This is a genomic window from Planctomycetota bacterium (assembly GCA_039182125.1).
In the GTDB taxonomy this organism is placed as follows: Bacteria; Planctomycetota; Phycisphaerae; order Tepidisphaerales; family Tepidisphaeraceae; genus JBCDCH01.
Genome location: JBCDCH010000015.1, coordinates 38,348 through 55,072, shown reverse-complemented (window position 1 = coordinate 55,072; position 16,725 = coordinate 38,348). Strand labels below are relative to the sequence as shown.

The window sequence follows — 16,725 nt, the reverse complement described above, 5'->3', positions numbered from 1 at the left end:
CCGCTTCACACTTCCGACTTTCCCCATGGACCCCCGCGACTATGCCGTGCTTTCGTTGGATGGACGCGGCCTGCCGTACCTGCCGAAGCAGGCGTTCAAGACCAAGTCGCCGGTGCGGCCCAAGGACCCGCGCGATGCCGCCCTCGGCGACGCGCTCGTCACCGGCGTCATCAAGAACATCGGGCTGCTCGAACACACGATGCAGCACCACACCAAGCGCGTCGAGGTCGATGCCAAGGTTCGGCTCATCCTCTGGGTCGCGCTCTACCAGTTGCTGTTGCTCGATCGCGTGCCGGACCATGCGTTGGTGAACGTTGCGGTCGAGCAGTGCCGCACGCTGAAGGTGCCCAGGGCGTCGGGATTCGTCAACGCCTTGCTGCGCACGGCGATTCGTGACGGCGAGGTACCCCTGCCCGACCGGTCGAGCGTGCGGCAGTACTGCAAGATCGCACTGAGCCATCCGCTCGACTGCGTCGACAAGCTCATCGCCACGGTCGGCCGTGACGGAGCGATCGAGAGCTGCGAACACGACAACCGTGAGCCGCCGATCCTTGTCCGGCTTGTGCAAGGGAAGACACTCGACGACCTCGCGGCGGTCTGCCCAGCGCTGACGCTGGAACCCCACGAGCAGCCCGGCATCGTCGTCGTCACCGGCGGCAAGGTCGCGGACTTCGCCACCATCGCCGACGCGGGTGTGGGCCAGGTACAGGATGCCACCAGTGCCGCGACCGTCGACCATCTCGCGCTCGACCGGCCCGGCTTGCGAATCCTCGACCGTTGCTGCGGCGTTGGCACCAAGACCCGCCAAATCGTCGAGCAAGCCACCGACGCCGACATCCTCGCCACCGACGCCAGCGGTAAACGCGTCCGTACCCTGCGTAAAGCGTTGCCAGGCATCGACGCGGTCCGGCTAGAGTTCATGCGAGATTCACCGCTGGGTGATCGACGGTTCGACCGCATCCTGATTGACGCGCCGTGCAGCAACTCCGGCGTCATGGCCCGGCGTCCCGAAGCTCGGTATCACCAGAGCAAGGACGAGATCGCCAGCGTCGTCGAACTCCAACAAGCCATCCTCGCGGACACTGCCCCGTTCCTCGCGTCCGGAGGTCGGTTGGTTTATGCGACTTGCTCCATCTGGCCGGACGAGAACGATGCCATCGCCGACGCGTTCGCGGCGAGCCATCCGGACTTGCGCGAGGTGGAACGCGTCCACCACCTCCCCGGCGGCACGGGCCCGACCTACCGCGACGGCGGCTTCGTGGCGGTCTTCGAGCGACCCGACTGAACGCGGATTTATCGGACGTTTCTTTAACTTTCCTCGGCGATCGTGCCGATGTGAAGGTTGGTCATGCTTCCCACCGTCCTCACCGTCGTCGCTGTTGCGTTCGTGATGCTGCGTCTGATCGCCAGCGAGCGGCATCATGCCCGGCAGGCGATGTACCAGAAGTTCGTGCAGGAAGCCCCCGCCCTGGCCCGCCGTCACCGTGAAGAGATCGCCCAACGCATCATGCACCAATGAGGCCCAGCGATAAAGGCTCCGGGTTTCGCTTGGGTGAGACAGTCCGTATCATGCGGCAGCTGCCGACGCTTCGTCGGTCGGTCTCAAACCACGGCGAGGTGACCCTTGAACAGTCGGCGCTCCATTTCCTTCCATTCGGTTTTTGTGGTCGCGTTCATCCTCGCCGTCGCGCTGTTCGGCGTCGGGGTTTATCTCGCGGCCAAGAGTCGCGGCTTCGAAATGCTCGCCGCCGGGTCGCTCGCGGTCATCGCCACGCTCATCGGCTGGCAACTCTGTGTCGTGCTCGCCCAGCACGCCACCGGCCAGGCCAAGCGCATCGACGACCAGCTCCTACCCGTCCGCCAGATGCTCGATCGGCTCTACCACGCCCTCCACGAGGTCGGCGAGAAGCAACTGCTCTCCGACCGTGCGAAAGCGCTCGCCTATCGCCAGAACGATCGTGAAGCACTCCGCAAAGCCATCCGCGAGGACATCGACAAGCAGGACTGGGACGCCGCTCTGCGACTGACCGACGACATGGAGAAAGAGTTCGGCTACGCCCAGGAAGCGGCGCAGATCCGCGAGGACGTGATGGCCCGTCGCAACGACCTGCTCCGGCGTCACATCGACGACGGGATCAACACGATCATCCGCCGGGCCGAGAACGAAGACTGGGCCGGTGCTCACGAAGAAGCCGATCGGCTCGCCCGCCTCTACCCCGACGAGCCGGCCGTCAAGCCCTTGCACCGCGACATCGATCAACGCCGCGTGCTGCTCAAGGAGCGCATGCTCACGCAATGGCACACGGCCGTCGACAACGAAGAAACCGACAAGGCCATCGACCTGCTCAAACGGCTCGACGACTACCTGACCCCCGCCGAGGGTGAGCAGTTGCAGGAGAAGGCGCGCGTCCTGTTCAAGAAGAAACTGGCGAACCTCAAGGAACAGTTCGGCGCGGCCGTCCACGAACACCGCTGGTCGCAGGCGATCAGCATCGGCGAGGAAATCATGGCCGAGTTCCCCAACACGCAGATGGCCCACGAGGTGCGCGACCGGATGCCGCAGTTGCGTGACCGGGCCGGCGCGTCGAGCCCGGTCGCGGTATGAAGACACCGGTACGTGTCACCGTCGTGGGCGCCGGTCCGGCCGGATGCATCGCCGCGCTGTGTCTCGCACGCGGCGGGGCTGATGTCACGCTCTTCGAGAAGAAATCGTTTCCGCGCGAAAAGGTCTGTGGCGAGTGCGTCAGCGCACTCGGCCAAGACGTGCTTCGACGGCTCGGGCTCCCCGTCACGGGATGCTCGCTCCAGCGCTGCGTGGTCCAACCCGCCCGCGGTCGACGCATGAACTGGCAGCTTCCCCGGCCGATGCTCGGCGTCACACGGGGTCAACTCGACACGACCCTGCGTAACGCCGCCGTCGATGCCGGGGTCACGGTCAGACAGCCGGCCACGCCTGAAGGTGACTTCGACCACACCGTCATTGCCACCGGCAAGGCCGACCGAAAGCCCACGGGCGACTTCGGGGTCAAAGCCCACTTCGCCGGCGTCGACCTGTCCGACGACGCCGTGCATCTGTTCGGTTGTCGCGGTTGCTATGGGGGGCTCGCACCGGTCGGTGACGGCGTGTGGAACTTCTCCTTCGGCGTTTCGGCTGACCGGCTCAAGGCCGTTCGTGGCGATCGGGATGCGCTACGCCGACAACTCGAAGCGGAGAACCCGGCCCTCGCTTCGGCGATGCGGCATGCCGAGCAGCGTGGCGAATGGCACGCGTCGCCGTTGCCGCGGTACGCGGTGGCGCGAGATTGGCCGGCCCACACATGGCCCGTGGGCAACGCCGCCGCCGCGCTCGAACCGATCGGCGGCGAAGGAATGGGATTGGCCATGCGTAGCGCCGAACTCGCCGCCGACACCATTCTCAACGACCGTTCGCCGGCCGAACTGCGGGCGCGGTACCGTCAGCTTTGGAACCGTCGACGCATCGCGTGCCGGGCCGCCGCGCTGGTGTTGCAGCGGCCGACGCTCGCCCGGATTGCCGCCGCTTGCAGTGTCGAACGAACCCCCATGCAGTCGCCGTTGCTTGCGCTCATGGGTAAAACCGCGTAGCCATCACACGCGCGACGCCAACCTCGTCAGCGCTTCGCCGTCGACCCGCATCGTCGTCCACTCGTCCATCGGCACCGCGCCTTGGGCTTTGTAAAACTCGATGCTCGGCGTGTTCCAGTCCAGCACCGCCCACTCCAGCCGACCACACGCACGCTCGGCCGCGACCTGCGCGACGGCCGTGAGCAGCGCCTTGCCGTAGCCCGCCCCTCGATGCTCGGGCTTGACGTACAGCTCCTCCAGCCAGACCCCCGGCTTGCCGAGCCAGGTGCTGAAGTTGTGGAAGAACAGCGCCAGCCCCACCGCTTCGCCGTCGACGTCGGCGATGAGCACCTCGGCATACGGCCGCTCGCCGAAGAGGTTTTCGCGCAGCTCCGCATCGTCGAACACGCAGTCACCGGCGGCCTTCTCGTACTCGGCGAGCCCGCGGATCAGGGCGGCGATGGCGTCGAAGTCGTCGGGCGTGGCCGGGCGGATCATGCACGCACCGTAGGCGGTGCGACCCGACGGACCGCCGACTTCATCGGCCCGGCATCCAGCATCGTCGTGATCGACGCCGACGCATTGTCGATGTCGATCAGCGGCTCACCGTGCAAAGGCGCAAGCGTCCGCAACGGATCGAGCGACAAGTCCCGCCAATGTTGCAGCACTTTCGCATCGTCCGCCCAATCGCTCGGCGGACGCACCAACGGTTGGTCTCCGTCCGGTTGCATCGGTCCCGGGCGAACCAGCGAATCGCCCGCCAACAACACCCCGCCGAACTCCGGGATGTACAACATCACCGACCCCGGCGAGTGCCCCGGCCAGTGCAACACCTCCACCGGGAACTCCGCCAATACCTCGTGTCCCATCGGGTCCTGCCAGTCGATCTTCAGGTCGGCGATGCGCTGATCCATCTGGTCCCTCGGATGCAGCAGCATCGGCAGCTCGAACTCCTCATGCAGCTGCTTCACCGCATTACCGACCGCCGGCACGTCGGCATGCGATAGCACGCACGCGACCGGCGTGATGCCGTCCTCGATCAACCGCCGCACACCCGGTAGCACATGCGCCAGCGGCGCATCGAAGAGCACGGCCTTGTCGCCGAAGACCAGCGCGTACGAGTTGAACGGCCGAAACGTCGGCCCGGAGATGCAGCCGTACTGCGGCAGCAGAATCAGGCCATCGAGAAGGAGCTGGTTGTGTGGCTGATAGGACTACACGGCATGGTGTACCACGCGACGGCGGCAGCGCGAACGCTCATACGGCGTCGAACTCGTCAGGCGCGGCCGACCCCGACACGCTCAGCCGGCGGAGCATCGAAAACTTCTTGTCCTGGTGACCCTGCATCCGCCGCAGCACGTCGCGGAGGAACCGCACCGCATCGACGATGTAGTCGCCCTTGTTGAGCATGACGCACTCGGCCCGGCTGCTCATGGCGGCGTCGGTTACTTCGCTGCGGGTCGGCAGGCCCTTCTTGGCCAGACTCTCCAGCACCTGCGTCGCCCAGATCACCGGCACGTGCGCCGCCTCGCAGAGCCAGAGGATCTGCTCCTGCACCTCCGACATCCGGTCGAACCCGAACTCCGGCCCCATGTCCCCCCGCGCGACCATCACGCCCACCGGCGGACGACGCAACGCAACCATGAGCAGCTCCGGCAGATGCCGAAACGCCTTCTCGGTCTCGACTTTCAGCACCACGCCGACGTCGGTCGCATCGAGTCGATCCAGTTGCTCGATGAGCGCTTCGACGTCGCGCGGGTAGCGGACGAAACTCATCCCGACCGCGTCGGCATGCTCGGCGACAAACGCCAAATCACTGAGATCCTTCTCGGTCATCGGCGGCAGGTTCAGGTCCGTGTCGGGGAAGTTCAATCCCTTGGCACTGCGGATCTTGACCGACCCCTTACGCGCGCGACGGACCTCCAGCTCAAGCTCATCGGCCGACGCCTTCCGCACGACCGCTTCCATCTCGCCGTCGTCGTACAGCACGCGATCGCAGACACGGACGTCATTGAAGATGGTGGGCAAAGTGCAACCGATGCGGGCCGGCGAGGTGACGTTGCCGGCGTTATCGCGCTCGGGCCCGTGGCCCGCCGTGCAGTGGCGATCGAGGAGGATGACGTCGCCCGGCTGAACGCGGAAGGTCTGCTCGCGCAAGCCGTCGGGCAGGTGGCCGACGGTCGCGGTCTTGCGGACCTGGCCGCGCCGCATGAGTTCGACGTTCGAGCCGACCGGTACCGAGGCGGCCTCCCAGCAGTCGGCCCACGCGCCGTCGTCCTCGACCGCGGTCACCTGCAGATGCACCGGCTTGCCATCCGTCGCGGCCAGGCGCACCCGGTCACCACTGAGCAAGTCGCCCGCGATCGAGTCGAGGCCGGCGATCGGCACGACACTCTCGGCCGCCTGCGGCACGACACCGCTCGCGCTGATCCAGACCCGCGCCGCGTCGATGACCTGACCCGCGTGGGCCGGCGGCTCGAAACGAAGGTTCTTGGCTTGCACCCGCAACGGCCCGGTCCTCGGGTTCGGCCCCGCCAGGTCCATCATCACCTTGCACCGCCGGCCAAGCTCCGACTCGGCCCGCCGCAGGTGATCGATCATGCGCGTCCAGCGCGGCGGGTCGTCCTTCGAGCAGTTGATCCGCATCACGTTCATCCCCGCCTCGACCAGCGCGTGGACAAGGTCGTACCGGTCGGCCGCGTCGCTCGGAACGGTGACCATGATCCGGGTCTCGTCCTCCGGGGCCGTCTCGCCGAAGAGCAGACTGCTGGTTTCCCGCAAGCGGCGTCGACCTTCGTCGAAGTCGACCGGCGGCACTGACTCCGGCAGCGGCGGACCGCCCGACAGACTCCGCAACGCCCGGAGCACCGACCGCAACGTGCTGAGCACATGCGTTTCCATCCGCCCCAGCGAACTCAGGCCAAGGCGGTGCAGATCGAACTGCAACTCGCGGATGTCGAGCTGGCGAACCGCGAGGTAGTGCGCGAGGTTGCGGCCGCTGGACGCCTGTGGCTCGGCGAGCTTCGCCAGCAACGGCGCGTAGTCGGCTTCGACCTTCTCGGCGCGCCGCAGCAATGCCTCGACCGGATCGATCAGGCGGTCGGCGATGTCACGGACGTCCAGGTTCGTGGCGATGCTGTGCATGACAAATCCGCCGATCGTACGGCGGAATCAACACGCCCCGCTCACGCTGCGACATTCTTCTCCCAAGCTTTACGCAACAGATTCCGCAACGTCAGCAGCAGCGGCTCAGGCTCGATGAAGACCTTGGGCGGGCGGAGGTACACCGTGCGGTCGTCGATGAGGCGGAGCGTGCCGGGGGCGCCGGTCAGGGCGGCGCTGGCTTTCTTCGCGTCGGCGACAGCGAGGATAACGTCGGGCTCCTTGCGGTTGATCGAGCTGATGCCGTGGATGGCGGCGAGTAGACGAAGTTCGGTGAGGGCGAAAAGGATTTCGACCTGCCGCGGGATCTCGCCGTTGGCGTCGGTGACGTCCTGCTTGAGTTCGTCGAGCATCGCCAAACTCGTGCAGCGGGACAGGCGTTTGTAGACGTCCATGCGGGCCTTGTCGGAGGCGATGTACGACTTGGGGATGTGGCTGCCGATGCCGATGTCGATGGTCGCTTCGGGCTTGGCTTGGCGCGGTTCGTCCTTGAGTTGCCGGACGGCTTCCTCGAGCAACTGGCAGTACATCTCGTAGCCGACGGCCGCGATATGGCCCGACTGCTCGGCACCGAGGATGTTGCCGGCACCGCGCAGCTCGAGGTCGCGCATGGCAATCTTGAACCCGGCACCGAGGTGCGAGTACTCCTCGATCGCCTTGAGCCGCTTGGCCGCGACGTTGGTCACCGGCCGGTCCGGCGGCAGCAGCAGGTAGCAGTACGCCCGGTGCTTGTACCGCCCAACCCGGCCGCGCAGCTGGTGCAACTCGCTCAAGCCGAAGCGATCGGCGTGGTTGATGATGATCGTGTTGGCGTTGGGGATGTCGAGGCCGGACTCGATGATCGTCGTCGCCACCAGCACGTCGGCCTCGTGGCGGATGAACGAGGTCATCACTTTCTCCAACTCGCCGTCGGCCATCTGTCCGTGGCCGTAGATCACCCGCGCGTCCGGCACCAACGCCTTGACCTTCGCGGTGATCGTCTCGATGTCGGTCACGCGGTTGTGCAGGAAAAACACCTGGCCCTCGCGTTGCAGTTCGCGCTGGATGGCGAGCTTGATCCGTTCTTCGTCGTAGGCGAGGACTTCGGTGACGATGGAGCGTCGGTCGCGCGGGGCGGTGGTGAGCGAGGAGATGTCGCGCACGCCGACCATCGACATGTGCAGCGTTCGCGGGATCGGCGTGGCGGACATGGTCAGCACGTCGACCTGGCTGCGCATCTGCTTGAGGCGTTCCTTGTGCGTGACGCCGAAGCGTTGCTCCTCGTCGACGACGACAAGGCCGAGGTCGGCAAACTCGACGTCCTTGGAGAGCAACCGGTGGGTGCCGATGATGATGTCGACCTCGCCCTTCTTCAGGCGTTTGAGCACGTCGTTGGCTTCTGCCTTGGTCTTGTAGCGCGAGATGGATTCGATCGCGAAGGGGTAGTCGGCGAAGCGTTCGCGGAAGGATCGTTCGTGCTGCTCGGCGAGGACGGTGGTGGGCACGAGCACCGCGACCTGCCGGCCGAACTCGACGGCCTTGAACGCCGCCCGCATCGACAGTTCGGTCTTGCCGTAACCGACGTCGCCGCAGAGCAGCCGGTCCATCGGGCGCGGCAACGTCATGTCCTGCTTGATCTCGTCGGCCGCGGTGAGCTGGTCGTCGGTCTCGTCGTAGGGGAACTCGGCCTCGAACTCGCGCTGCCATTCGGTGTCCGGCGGGAAGGCCGTCCCGGCTTCCGCCGCCCGCGCCGCCTGCACCTCCAGCAGGTCCGACGCCATGTCCATGACCGCCTCGGCGACCTTGTCCTTCTGCTTCTCCCACGACCCGCTGCCGAGCTTGGAGAGGTTCGGATGCCCGCCCGGACCGCCGACGTACTTCTGGATCAGGCTGATGCGACTCGCGGGGACGTACAGCTGGCCGTCCTCGGCGAAGCGGAGGGTGAGGTATTCCTCGGTCTTGCCGTCGCGGTCCATGGTGGTCATGCCGGTGAACTTGGCAATGCCGTGGGCGACGTGGACAACGTAGTCACCGACGTTGAGATCGAGGAACGAATCGACCGCCTTGCCGGCCGCGACCTTCTTCACCCGGCGGCGTTTCTCGAAGCGGTTGAACAGCTCGTGATGCCCGAGCAGCGCGAGCGGCATCTCACCCGAATCCCGCAGTTCTTCCCCGAAAATGAACCCGCGGTGCAGGTAGCCCAGCGGCGTGTCGATCTTCTTGCTCAGCCCTTTGTGCTCGAGGTCGAGAAGTTCGATGAAGCGTTTGCGTTCGGCTTCGTTGGAACAGAACACCGCGACGTCGTTCGTCTCGGCGAGGTCCTTCAACTCTGACAGCGCCGCCTTGGCGTGGGTCTCGAAACGGGTCAGCGACCGCACCGGCAACTTCACGCGCTTCGGGTCAAGGTGGCCGACGAGCGTGACGGGGTTGTCTTTCTGCTCGAACGGCGAGAGTTGGACGATGCGGTACGGCTGTGCGTTGTCGAGGACGGCCTTGAGCGGATACACGCCGCGCTGATCCGGCAGGCGATCGAGGTAGCTCTTGCCCTGCTCGGCGATCTCCAACGGATCGACCAGCACTACCGCCGCGTCCTTGGGCAGGTACTTCAAGAAGCTGCAGCCGTCACCGCTCTGCGAGAGGTCGCCCTTGAGGTCAACGAGTTCGATGCTGTTGAGCTTTTCGCCGGAGCCGAGCGAGTCGAGATCGAAGGTGGTGACCTTGTCGATTTGGTCACCGAAGAAGTCGACACGCACCGGCAGGCCGATGACCTCGTCGCCGTTGGGCAAACGTTGTTCGCCCGGGAGGTAGAGGTCGACGATGCCGCCGCGGACGGCGAAGTCGCCGGGGACTTCGACGGCGTCGAGGCGGTTGTAGCCGTGGTCGGCGAGCCAGACGATCAGCTTCTCGATCTCAAGCTCCATCCCGTCGGCGACACGGAAGTGCAGGTGCTTGAGGGTCGTCGCGTCGGGGACCTGCTGCATGATCGCCGGGATCGGGGCGATGGCACAGGTGCCCTTGCCGCTCTGCCAACGCATCACCGTCTGCAACCGGTCGGCGACAAGTTCTTCCGACGCACTACCCAGCGACCCGGACATCGACAACGCCGGCAGCACGTCCGGCCGGGCGTCGTTCGTGAACAACGCCACGTCGTCGGCAAGATCGTCCGCCTCGTCCCCGTGCCCACAGATCACCAGCGTCGGTACCTTCCGGTTCCGCAGCGCCGCCACCACTGCTGCAGTGCTGCTACCCCACAACCCGCTCGCCGCCACGTCCAACCCCGCCTCCACGGCCTCGGCGACTTCGATCAGCGCATCAGCGACCATCAGACGACGGACGGCGGAGGGGGGCACAGTCGGCATTGTCAGACGGTAGGAAATGACGAATGACGAGTTCCCGAATGACGAATGAAATCCGAAGGCCGAATGACGAAGGTTCGGATTTCGTCATTGGTCATTCATTCGTCATTCGGGAACTCGTCATTCGGGTTTTACTTATGGCTGTCGCTGTGCTGGATCGCGTCCCGGTACTCCGTCGGCGACATGTGTGTGTAGCGGCGGAACACTCTGACAAACGCCGCGTGACTGGCGAAGCCGAGATCGAGCATGATCTGTTTGATCGGATCGTCGGTGGTGCGCAGGCGTTTGCGGGCTTCCTGGACGCGCATCTCGACGAGGTAGCGATGCGGCGGAACGCCGAACCGGCGGGTGAAAATGCGAGTGAGGTGTTCGCGGCTCACGTCGTTCCGCTCGGCCAACTCGGCCACCGTCCACGAACGGCGCAGATCATCGCGGATCATCACCTCGACCGCCTCGGCCAGATCGTTAACCCCGCCGTCGCGCTCGGCCTTCTCGGAGACATCGACAAGCGTGAGCAGGACATCGCTGACGAGCCGGGCCGCCTGACCGGCGGAGACGTCGACGACGTGATCGTCCCGGTCGGCGAGCTTGAGCAAACGTTTGACGATGAGCGACTCGGTGCCGATCGAAAAAACGTGGCCGTAGGTTTCCATGATGCCGAGCGCCGAGGCAAGGGCGGCCTCGCCGCGGAAGATGAAGCCGAGGAAGTGGTATTCGCCGCGATGGCTGGGGTGGTAGCCCTCCCAGAAGCCGTCGCCATCCTGGACAAGCCGGAAGGTCGCATCGCCGGGGCGGAGGGGTCGGCGCGGGCCGGCCAGTTCCGGGCTCCACGCCCCGCCGGCCGAAAGTGCAACTTTGAGCACGACATGGCCCGGCATGTCGAGCTGGGGAACATCGACGACGTTGTAGCTGGCGTTGGTGGCGATGCCACGACCGACGTAGTACGGCACCGGCAACCCCGGCACCCGCTCGGCGACACGGAACCAACCGAAATCCTCCATGCGGTAGGACCGATGCCCCCGCGCCCGGCTGGGTTTGTTGAACGTATCCGCCATCAGGCCTCCTCACGAACAGGGTCACACACGGACAAAGCGTGGCACGAATGTGCTGTTATTGCAAGTTCCAACGACCGCGAGCCGGATCACATTTACCCGATCTTTCCTCCGGCCACCTGAAGACGATGTCGCGACAGAGATGAAAAGCAAGGGCGACCCGGCGGCTAGAATCGACCGATGGACGCGAACTCTGCCACGAAACCGCCGCGCTCGTTGCACATCCTCGCTTGGACCACACTTCTTTGTGCCCTGCCGTTGATCTCAATCGGCGGGTTGGTCACCTCGACAGGCGCGGGGATGGCGGTGCCGGACTGGCCCAACAGCTTCGGGTACAACATGTTCGCCTTGCCCTGGGGGCAATGGCTCGGGGCCGGATCGTACGAGTCAGGCGTTTTTCAGGAACACACCCACCGTCTGCTCGGCACCGTCGTCGGGCTGACGGCGATCGTTCTTTGTGCGTTGGCTTGGTGGCGCGGCACCCGAATCCTTGCCATCCTCGCGACCGTTCTCTTGCTGACGATCATCGTCCAGGGACTCATGGGCGGCTTCCGTGTCACCGAAAACTCCGTACTGCTTTCGTTCATCCACGGCGTCTTCGGCCAGATCGTCTTTGCACTCACCGCCGTGATGGTGTTGATGACCGGCCGTTGGTGGTGGACGGCACAACGAAAAACCGACGGCACATGGCTCGTCCGTCTCGGCACGGCGGGCGTCGCGTTGGTCGTGCTCCAACTCCTGCTCGGGGCGGCCATGCGACACGACACCGAACGCAACCACGTCACCGGGGCCGGGGCAGGTTTGGCAATCCCGGACTGGCCGTTGCACTACGGACGGGTCCTCCCGCCGATGGGAGACGATGCCCTAGCCGCGGCCAACGCGCAGCGGGCTGAGATGGACCTGCCCCCCACGACCGCCCACCACGTCGGCGTTCACTTCGCACACCGGATCGGGGCGTATCTCACGGCGGGTGTGCTGGTCGCCTTCGCCATCGTCGCACTGCGCCACGGGCATAAAATCGGCGGCGTCATCGGCGTGCTGGTGTTGCTCCAACTCACGCTCGGCATCCTCACCGTCGTCTACCGAAAACCCGCCGACATCGCCACGACCCACCAAGCCATCGGTGCCATCCTCCTCGCGGTCACCACCGTTGCGGCCCTGGGTATGTGGCGGGTGTATCGGACGGTCGACGTTCGCGAGAATGTGCCGTTGACCTCAACCCCCGCCCCCGCCTGAACGCACTACCATGACCCTCTTGGACACCGCCGCCATTCCGATCAGCGACGAGACGCCACGCCGGCGAACCCGGGCGGCGTCGTGGAGCGCGCTGACCAAGCCACGGCTCAACCTGCTGGTGCTCATCACCGCGGCGGCCGGGTTCTACTTCGCCGGCGGCACCGACTGGCTAGTGGCGTTGCACTTGCTCATCGGCACCGCCGCGACCGCGGCGTCGGCGTCCGTGCTCAACCAACTCTGGGAACGGGATATCGACGCACTCATGCCACGCACCAAGCGTCGCCCCCTGCCCAACGGCGAAATCGCACCACGCGAAGCGTTGCTCGGCGGGCTGTTGCTCGGCATCGGCGGCACCGTGTATCTCGCGTTATTGGTGAACATCCTCACCGCCGGCCTCGCGTTGGCGACGGTTTTGCTGTACGTCCTGATCTACACGCCGCTCAAAACGCGGACGACGTGGTGTACGCTGGTCGGTGCGATTCCAGGGGCAGTGCCGCCGGTCATGGGCGTCACCGCCGCGACGAGTGCGATCAACCTCCACGCGCTGTCGGTCTTCGCTTTGCTCTTCGCTTGGCAGATGCCCCACTTCTGGGGACTGGCGATCATGTACCGGCGTGACTACGCAGCGGCGGGCATGAAGATGTTGCCCGTTGTCGACGGACCCGTACTGAAACGCACGGTGCGGTCGATCATCGTTTGGTCCGTCGTGTTGCTCGTCGCCGGGCTGTTGCCGTGGTTCCTCGGGCAGACGGTCGGCATCTACCTCGCACCCGCAGCGCTGCTTGGCGGCGTGATGCTCGCGGCCGGCTTCAACGTCGCGGCCTCCCCCCAACGCCGCGAAGCGCGCGTGCTGTTTCTCACGAGCATCGTCTACCTGCCGATCATGCTGCTGTTGATGCTCGCGTCGGTGGAATGAAACCATGAAGCCTCCCCCCCTGCTAGGCCTGCACCACATCACCGCCATCACCGGTGACGCCCAGGCCAACCTCGACTTCTACACGCAAACCCTCGGCCTCACGCTGGTGAAGGTCACCGTCAACTTCGACGACCCCGGCAGCTACCACTTCTACTACGGCGACGAGACTGGCTCGCCCGGGAGCATCGTGACATTCTTCGCTTGGCCCCGCGCCAAGTCCGGCGTGGTCGGCAAGGGGCAGCCAACTGGGTTCAAACTGTCAACGCCTCAGACAACGACAGAACGTGACATCGATGGCATTGCAGTTGACGCCTCAGTAGCGAGACCCGCGCGGTTGTTGCACGCAGACTTGCAGTCGGCAAATGTCGACGCGAGCAACGCATTTGCGACCGAACAACTTGGCCTAACCGACAACGAAGGCGATTCAAACGGAACCTGCTACTTCCTCAGCGACGACCAGACGATATCTATCACGGACTATGGTCGAGTTCCCGGTCGGCTCGGTGCCGGCGTCATCCATCACATCGCCTTCCGCACCGAGAATCCCGAGACACAACGGCATTGGCGTGATCACCTTCTCGGCCACGGTGTGAACGTCTCGCCCGTCATGGACCGCGACTACTTCACGTCGATCTACTTCCGCGAGCCGGGCGGTGTGCTCTTCGAGATCGCCACCGACGGCCCCGGCTTCGGCGTCGACGAGGACGAGCCGGGCACGACGCTCAAGCTCCCCACGATGTATGAGCCGCAACGGGAAAAGATCGAAGCGGTGCTCCCAACAATCACACTGCCCAACGGCAAAACGCTGCCGTAGGTGGGGCCTACGGCGAATCGACCTGCACTTTCGCCGCGGCGGCGGTGCCGAGCGTGATGCGTTTGCGGCCGACCTTCACCACGACCGCCTCGGCCTCGGCCTCCCGCTCGGTAACTTCCAGCCCGACGCCCGGAGTCAGCCCGCTTCGCTCGAGAAATCGCAGAAACTCCGCCGACTGGTCCAGCACCCGCGCCACGACCAACGGTTGATCGATCAAGCAGTCGGCCAAGGTCTCGACCGGCTTCGACCGTTCAGGTCGTCGGCCGTCGGTGGGCTTGGGGATCGGGTCGCCGTGCGGGTCGGTTTCGGGCCGGCCCAGCAGCTTGTCGATGCGTTCGAGGAGTTTTTCGCTAACGGCGTGTTCGAGAACCTCGGCCTCGTCGTGGACCTCCGACCAGTCGTAACCGAGCACCTCGACCAAGAACTGCTCGACCAGCCGGTGCCGCCGCAGGACGCCCCGGGCGAGTTTCGCCCCGGCGGTGGTGAGCTTCACGCCTTCCCGCGGCTCGTAGTTCAACAGCCCCGCCTCGGCCAGCGACTTCACCATCGTCGTCGCCGTCCCCGGCGTCACGCCCACCGCCGACGCAAGCACCCCCATCGCGACCAGCGGACCGCCCCCGCCCTCCCGCTCGGCGAGGTACACCTGCTTGAGATAATCCTCCACGGTCGTCGAGGCCATGCCGACAACATCTTGACTTGATCGCCGGCGATGTCTACTTTGATTAGTCAAAGTTTGGAGAACCATATATGAATCAACCGTGGGTTTGGAAGGTGCTGGGACTGGTCGTGTTTCTTGCGGGCATGATCGGCTGCAACGGCGACGAGCAGGCGAGCGATGACGGCAAGTACACGATCGTCGCGACCGTCGGCATGGTCGGCGACATCGCCCGCAACGTCGCCGGCGAACACGCCCATGTCACCGTGCTCATGGGCGAGGGCACCGACCCACACCTGTACCGGGCGACCTCCGACGACGCTAAGGCACTCAAGAACGCCGACGTCGTTTTCTACAACGGCCTGCTGCTCGAAGGGAAGATGGCCGAGCTGCTCGAGCAGGCGGCCGGCGACAAGCCGACCATCGCCGTCGCGGAAGTGGTGTCCGAAGATCGGCTCCTCGGCGACGACCCGCACATCTGGATGGACCCGCAGCTCTGGACTGCGGCGATCGACGCGGTCGAAGCCACGCTCATCGCCCACGACGCTAGCAACACCGACGCCTACCGCGCGAACGCCGAGGCCTACCGCGCCGAGGTCGCCGCGCTCGGCGAGTATGGGACGCGCACCCTCGCGACCATCCCCACCGACCGGCGGATCATGATCACGTCGCACGACGCGTTCCAGTACTTCGGGCGAGCGTTCGACTTGGAAGTCCGCGGCGTTCAGGGTCTTTCGACCGAATCCGAGGCCGGCTTGCAGCAGGTCAACGCGTTGGTCGACCTGATCGTCGAGCAACAGATTCAGGCGGTGTTCGTCGAAACGAGCGTGCCACAGAAGAGCATCGAAGCGTTGATCAACGGCGCGAAGTCGCGCGGCCACGATGTCGTCATCGGCGGCTCGCTTTTCAGCGACGCGATGGGCTCAGCCAGCACTTACGAGGGCACCTACGTCGGCATGCTCGACCACAACATCACGACCGTCACCCGCGCCCTCGGCGGCGAAGCGCCCGCAGAAGGTTTGAACGGAAAGCTCAGCCAGAATGGTGACTAACGGCAAGCCGCTCGGCAGCGAGCACAGCCCCGACGCGGCCCTGTCGATCCACGACATGACCGTCGCCTACGACCGCAAGCCGGTGCTCTGGGACGTGGACCTCGACGTGCCCGACGGCAAGCTCATCGGCATTGTCGGCCCCAACGGCGCCGGCAAGTCGACGCTGATCAAGGCCGCGATCGACCTGGTGCCGCGGGCGTCGGGGAAGGTGCGCATCTTCGGCCAGCCGTACGCGAAAGTGCGCAAGCGTGTCGCCTACGTGCCGCAGCGCGAGAGCGTCGATTGGGACTTTCCGGTCAGCGCGTTGGACGTGGTGACGATGGGCCGGTACGGGCGGATCGGTTGGGTGATACCGGTGACGCGCAAGCACCGCGCCGCCGCCCGTGAAGCCCTCGACCGCGTCGGCATCGCCGACCTCGCCGACCGGCAGATCAGCCAACTCTCCGGCGGTCAGCAGCAACGCACCTTCCTCGCCCGTGCCTTGGTGCAGGAGGCCGACCTGTACCTGATGGACGAACCCTTCGCCGCCGTCGACGCGGCAACGGAGCGTGCGATCGTCGCCATCCTCCAGGACCTGCGCGCTGCCGGGAAGACCGTGCTGGTCGTACACCACGACCTGCAGACGGTGCAGCAGTACTTCGACCACGTCATCCTGATGAACATGCGGATCGTCGCCCACGGGCCGGTCGATGAGACATTCACGAACGAGAACCTGCAGAAGACCTACGGCGGCAAGCTAACGCTCCTCGCCGAGGCCGCCGAGGCGATGCAGCGGATCACGAAGACGCCATGAGTGACCCTTCCGTCATCCCGAGCGCAGCCGAGGGATCTGGCCGCGGAGGCCGAGCGTTCTATTCAGCCGGCTGGCTTTCGAGGCTAGACCCCTCGGTTGCGCTCGGGATGACAAGAAGGCGAGGTGCG

The 16,725-nt window shown here is 65.4% G+C and carries 15 protein-coding genes; 9 read left to right on the top strand and 6 right to left on the bottom strand.

What is annotated here, in order from left to right:
* Positions 1–25 precede the first annotated feature (25 nt).
* The 4 genes from AAGD32_05895 to AAGD32_05880 all read left to right on the top strand — a co-directional run bounded on the left by AAGD32_05895 (position 26) and on the right by AAGD32_05880 (position 3,603).
* Complete coding sequence (locus tag AAGD32_05895) at positions 26–1,285, top strand: transcription antitermination factor NusB (GenBank protein ID MEM8873776.1); 1,260 nt, start codon at positions 26–28, stop codon at positions 1,283–1,285.
* 63 nt (positions 1,286–1,348) lie between these two features.
* The gene (locus AAGD32_05890; GenBank protein ID MEM8873775.1) at positions 1,349–1,519 is read left to right on the top strand and encodes a hypothetical protein; all 171 of its coding nucleotides are present in this window, start codon (positions 1,349–1,351) and stop codon (positions 1,517–1,519) included.
* A gap of 144 nt (positions 1,520–1,663) precedes the next feature.
* Positions 1,664–2,605: a hypothetical protein gene (locus AAGD32_05885; protein ID MEM8873774.1), complete on the top strand. Its 942-nt coding sequence runs from the start codon at positions 1,664–1,666 to the stop codon at positions 2,603–2,605.
* Complete coding sequence (locus AAGD32_05880) at positions 2,602–3,603, top strand: NAD(P)/FAD-dependent oxidoreductase (GenBank protein MEM8873773.1); 1,002 nt, start codon at positions 2,602–2,604, stop codon at positions 3,601–3,603. The genes AAGD32_05885 and AAGD32_05880 overlap by 4 nt, the downstream gene beginning before the upstream one ends.
* Before the next feature lie 3 nt (positions 3,604–3,606).
* Here AAGD32_05880 and AAGD32_05875 read toward each other — a convergent pair whose 3' ends face one another.
* The 5 genes from AAGD32_05875 to AAGD32_05855 all read right to left on the bottom strand — a co-directional run bounded on the left by AAGD32_05875 (position 3,607) and on the right by AAGD32_05855 (position 11,134).
* Positions 3,607–4,080, bottom strand: coding sequence for a GNAT family N-acetyltransferase (locus AAGD32_05875; GenBank protein MEM8873772.1), 474 nt, complete (start codon positions 4,078–4,080; stop codon positions 3,607–3,609).
* Positions 4,077–4,673, bottom strand: coding sequence for an MBL fold metallo-hydrolase (locus AAGD32_05870; protein ID MEM8873771.1), 597 nt, complete (start codon positions 4,671–4,673; stop codon positions 4,077–4,079). The genes AAGD32_05875 and AAGD32_05870 overlap by 4 nt, the downstream gene beginning before the upstream one ends.
* A 166-nt stretch (positions 4,674–4,839) precedes the next feature.
* Positions 4,840–6,726 (bottom strand): pyruvate kinase, encoded by a 1,887-nt coding sequence (locus AAGD32_05865; GenBank protein MEM8873770.1) that lies wholly within the window; start codon positions 6,724–6,726, stop codon positions 4,840–4,842.
* Positions 6,727–6,767: 41 nt separating this feature from the next.
* Positions 6,768–10,082: a transcription-repair coupling factor gene (gene mfd / locus AAGD32_05860; protein ID MEM8873769.1), complete on the bottom strand. Its 3,315-nt coding sequence runs from the start codon at positions 10,080–10,082 to the stop codon at positions 6,768–6,770.
* 128 nt (positions 10,083–10,210) lie between these two features.
* Positions 10,211–11,134, bottom strand: coding sequence for an AraC family transcriptional regulator (locus AAGD32_05855; GenBank protein MEM8873768.1), 924 nt, complete (start codon positions 11,132–11,134; stop codon positions 10,211–10,213).
* 177 nt (positions 11,135–11,311) lie between these two features.
* Here AAGD32_05855 and AAGD32_05850 point away from each other — a divergent pair, with 177 nt between their 5' ends.
* The 3 genes from AAGD32_05850 to AAGD32_05840 are packed head-to-tail and all read left to right on the top strand — an operon-like array spanning position 11,312 to position 14,097.
* Complete coding sequence (locus AAGD32_05850; GenBank protein MEM8873767.1) at positions 11,312–12,367, top strand: COX15/CtaA family protein; 1,056 nt, start codon at positions 11,312–11,314, stop codon at positions 12,365–12,367.
* Positions 12,368–12,377: 10 nt separating this feature from the next.
* Positions 12,378–13,283 (top strand): heme o synthase, encoded by a 906-nt coding sequence (gene cyoE, locus AAGD32_05845; protein MEM8873766.1) that lies wholly within the window; start codon positions 12,378–12,380, stop codon positions 13,281–13,283.
* Between the two features lie 4 nt (positions 13,284–13,287).
* Positions 13,288–14,097 (top strand): VOC family protein, encoded by an 810-nt coding sequence (locus AAGD32_05840; GenBank protein ID MEM8873765.1) that lies wholly within the window; start codon positions 13,288–13,290, stop codon positions 14,095–14,097.
* A gap of 7 nt (positions 14,098–14,104) precedes the next feature.
* On the opposite strand, the gene AAGD32_05835 is transcribed toward AAGD32_05840, so the two are convergent.
* The gene (locus AAGD32_05835) at positions 14,105–14,776 is read right to left on the bottom strand and encodes a metal-dependent transcriptional regulator (GenBank protein ID MEM8873764.1); all 672 of its coding nucleotides are present in this window, start codon (positions 14,774–14,776) and stop codon (positions 14,105–14,107) included.
* Between the two features lie 68 nt (positions 14,777–14,844).
* On the opposite strand from AAGD32_05835, the gene AAGD32_05830 reads away from it, so the two are divergent.
* Together AAGD32_05830 and AAGD32_05825 are read left to right on the top strand one after the other, a co-directional pair.
* Complete coding sequence (locus AAGD32_05830; protein MEM8873763.1) at positions 14,845–15,804, top strand: zinc ABC transporter substrate-binding protein; 960 nt, start codon at positions 14,845–14,847, stop codon at positions 15,802–15,804.
* Positions 15,794–16,597, top strand: coding sequence for an ABC transporter ATP-binding protein (locus AAGD32_05825; GenBank protein ID MEM8873762.1), 804 nt, complete (start codon positions 15,794–15,796; stop codon positions 16,595–16,597). Before AAGD32_05830 ends, AAGD32_05825 begins: the two co-directional genes overlap by 11 nt.
* Positions 16,598–16,725 lie beyond the last annotated feature (128 nt).

Bases quoted from the DNA above. Each gene is read 5' to 3' on its own strand.
- AAGD32_05895 (MEM8873776.1), top strand. From the start codon at position 26: ATGGACCCCCGCGACTATGCCGTGCTTTCGTTGGATGGACGCGGCCTG.
- AAGD32_05890 (MEM8873775.1), top strand. From the start codon at position 1,349: ATGCTTCCCACCGTCCTCACCGTCGTCGCTGTTGCGTTCGTGATGCTG.
- AAGD32_05880 (MEM8873773.1), top strand. From the start codon at position 2,602: ATGAAGACACCGGTACGTGTCACCGTCGTGGGCGCCGGTCCGGCCGGA.
- AAGD32_05875 (MEM8873772.1), bottom strand. From the start codon at position 4,080: ATGATCCGCCCGGCCACGCCCGACGACTTCGACGCCATCGCCGCCCTG.
- AAGD32_05865 (MEM8873770.1), bottom strand. From the start codon at position 6,726: ATGCACAGCATCGCCACGAACCTGGACGTCCGTGACATCGCCGACCGC.
- mfd (MEM8873769.1), bottom strand. From the start codon at position 10,082: ATGCCGACTGTGCCCCCCTCCGCCGTCCGTCGTCTGATGGTCGCTGAT.
- AAGD32_05855 (MEM8873768.1), bottom strand. From the start codon at position 11,134: ATGGCGGATACGTTCAACAAACCCAGCCGGGCGCGGGGGCATCGGTCC.
- AAGD32_05850 (MEM8873767.1), top strand. From the start codon at position 11,312: ATGGACGCGAACTCTGCCACGAAACCGCCGCGCTCGTTGCACATCCTC.
- cyoE (MEM8873766.1), top strand. From the start codon at position 12,378: ATGACCCTCTTGGACACCGCCGCCATTCCGATCAGCGACGAGACGCCA.
- AAGD32_05840 (MEM8873765.1), top strand. From the start codon at position 13,288: ATGAAGCCTCCCCCCCTGCTAGGCCTGCACCACATCACCGCCATCACC.
- AAGD32_05835 (MEM8873764.1), bottom strand. From the start codon at position 14,776: ATGGCCTCGACGACCGTGGAGGATTATCTCAAGCAGGTGTACCTCGCC.
- AAGD32_05830 (MEM8873763.1), top strand. From the start codon at position 14,845: ATGAATCAACCGTGGGTTTGGAAGGTGCTGGGACTGGTCGTGTTTCTT.
- AAGD32_05825 (MEM8873762.1), top strand. From the start codon at position 15,794: ATGGTGACTAACGGCAAGCCGCTCGGCAGCGAGCACAGCCCCGACGCG.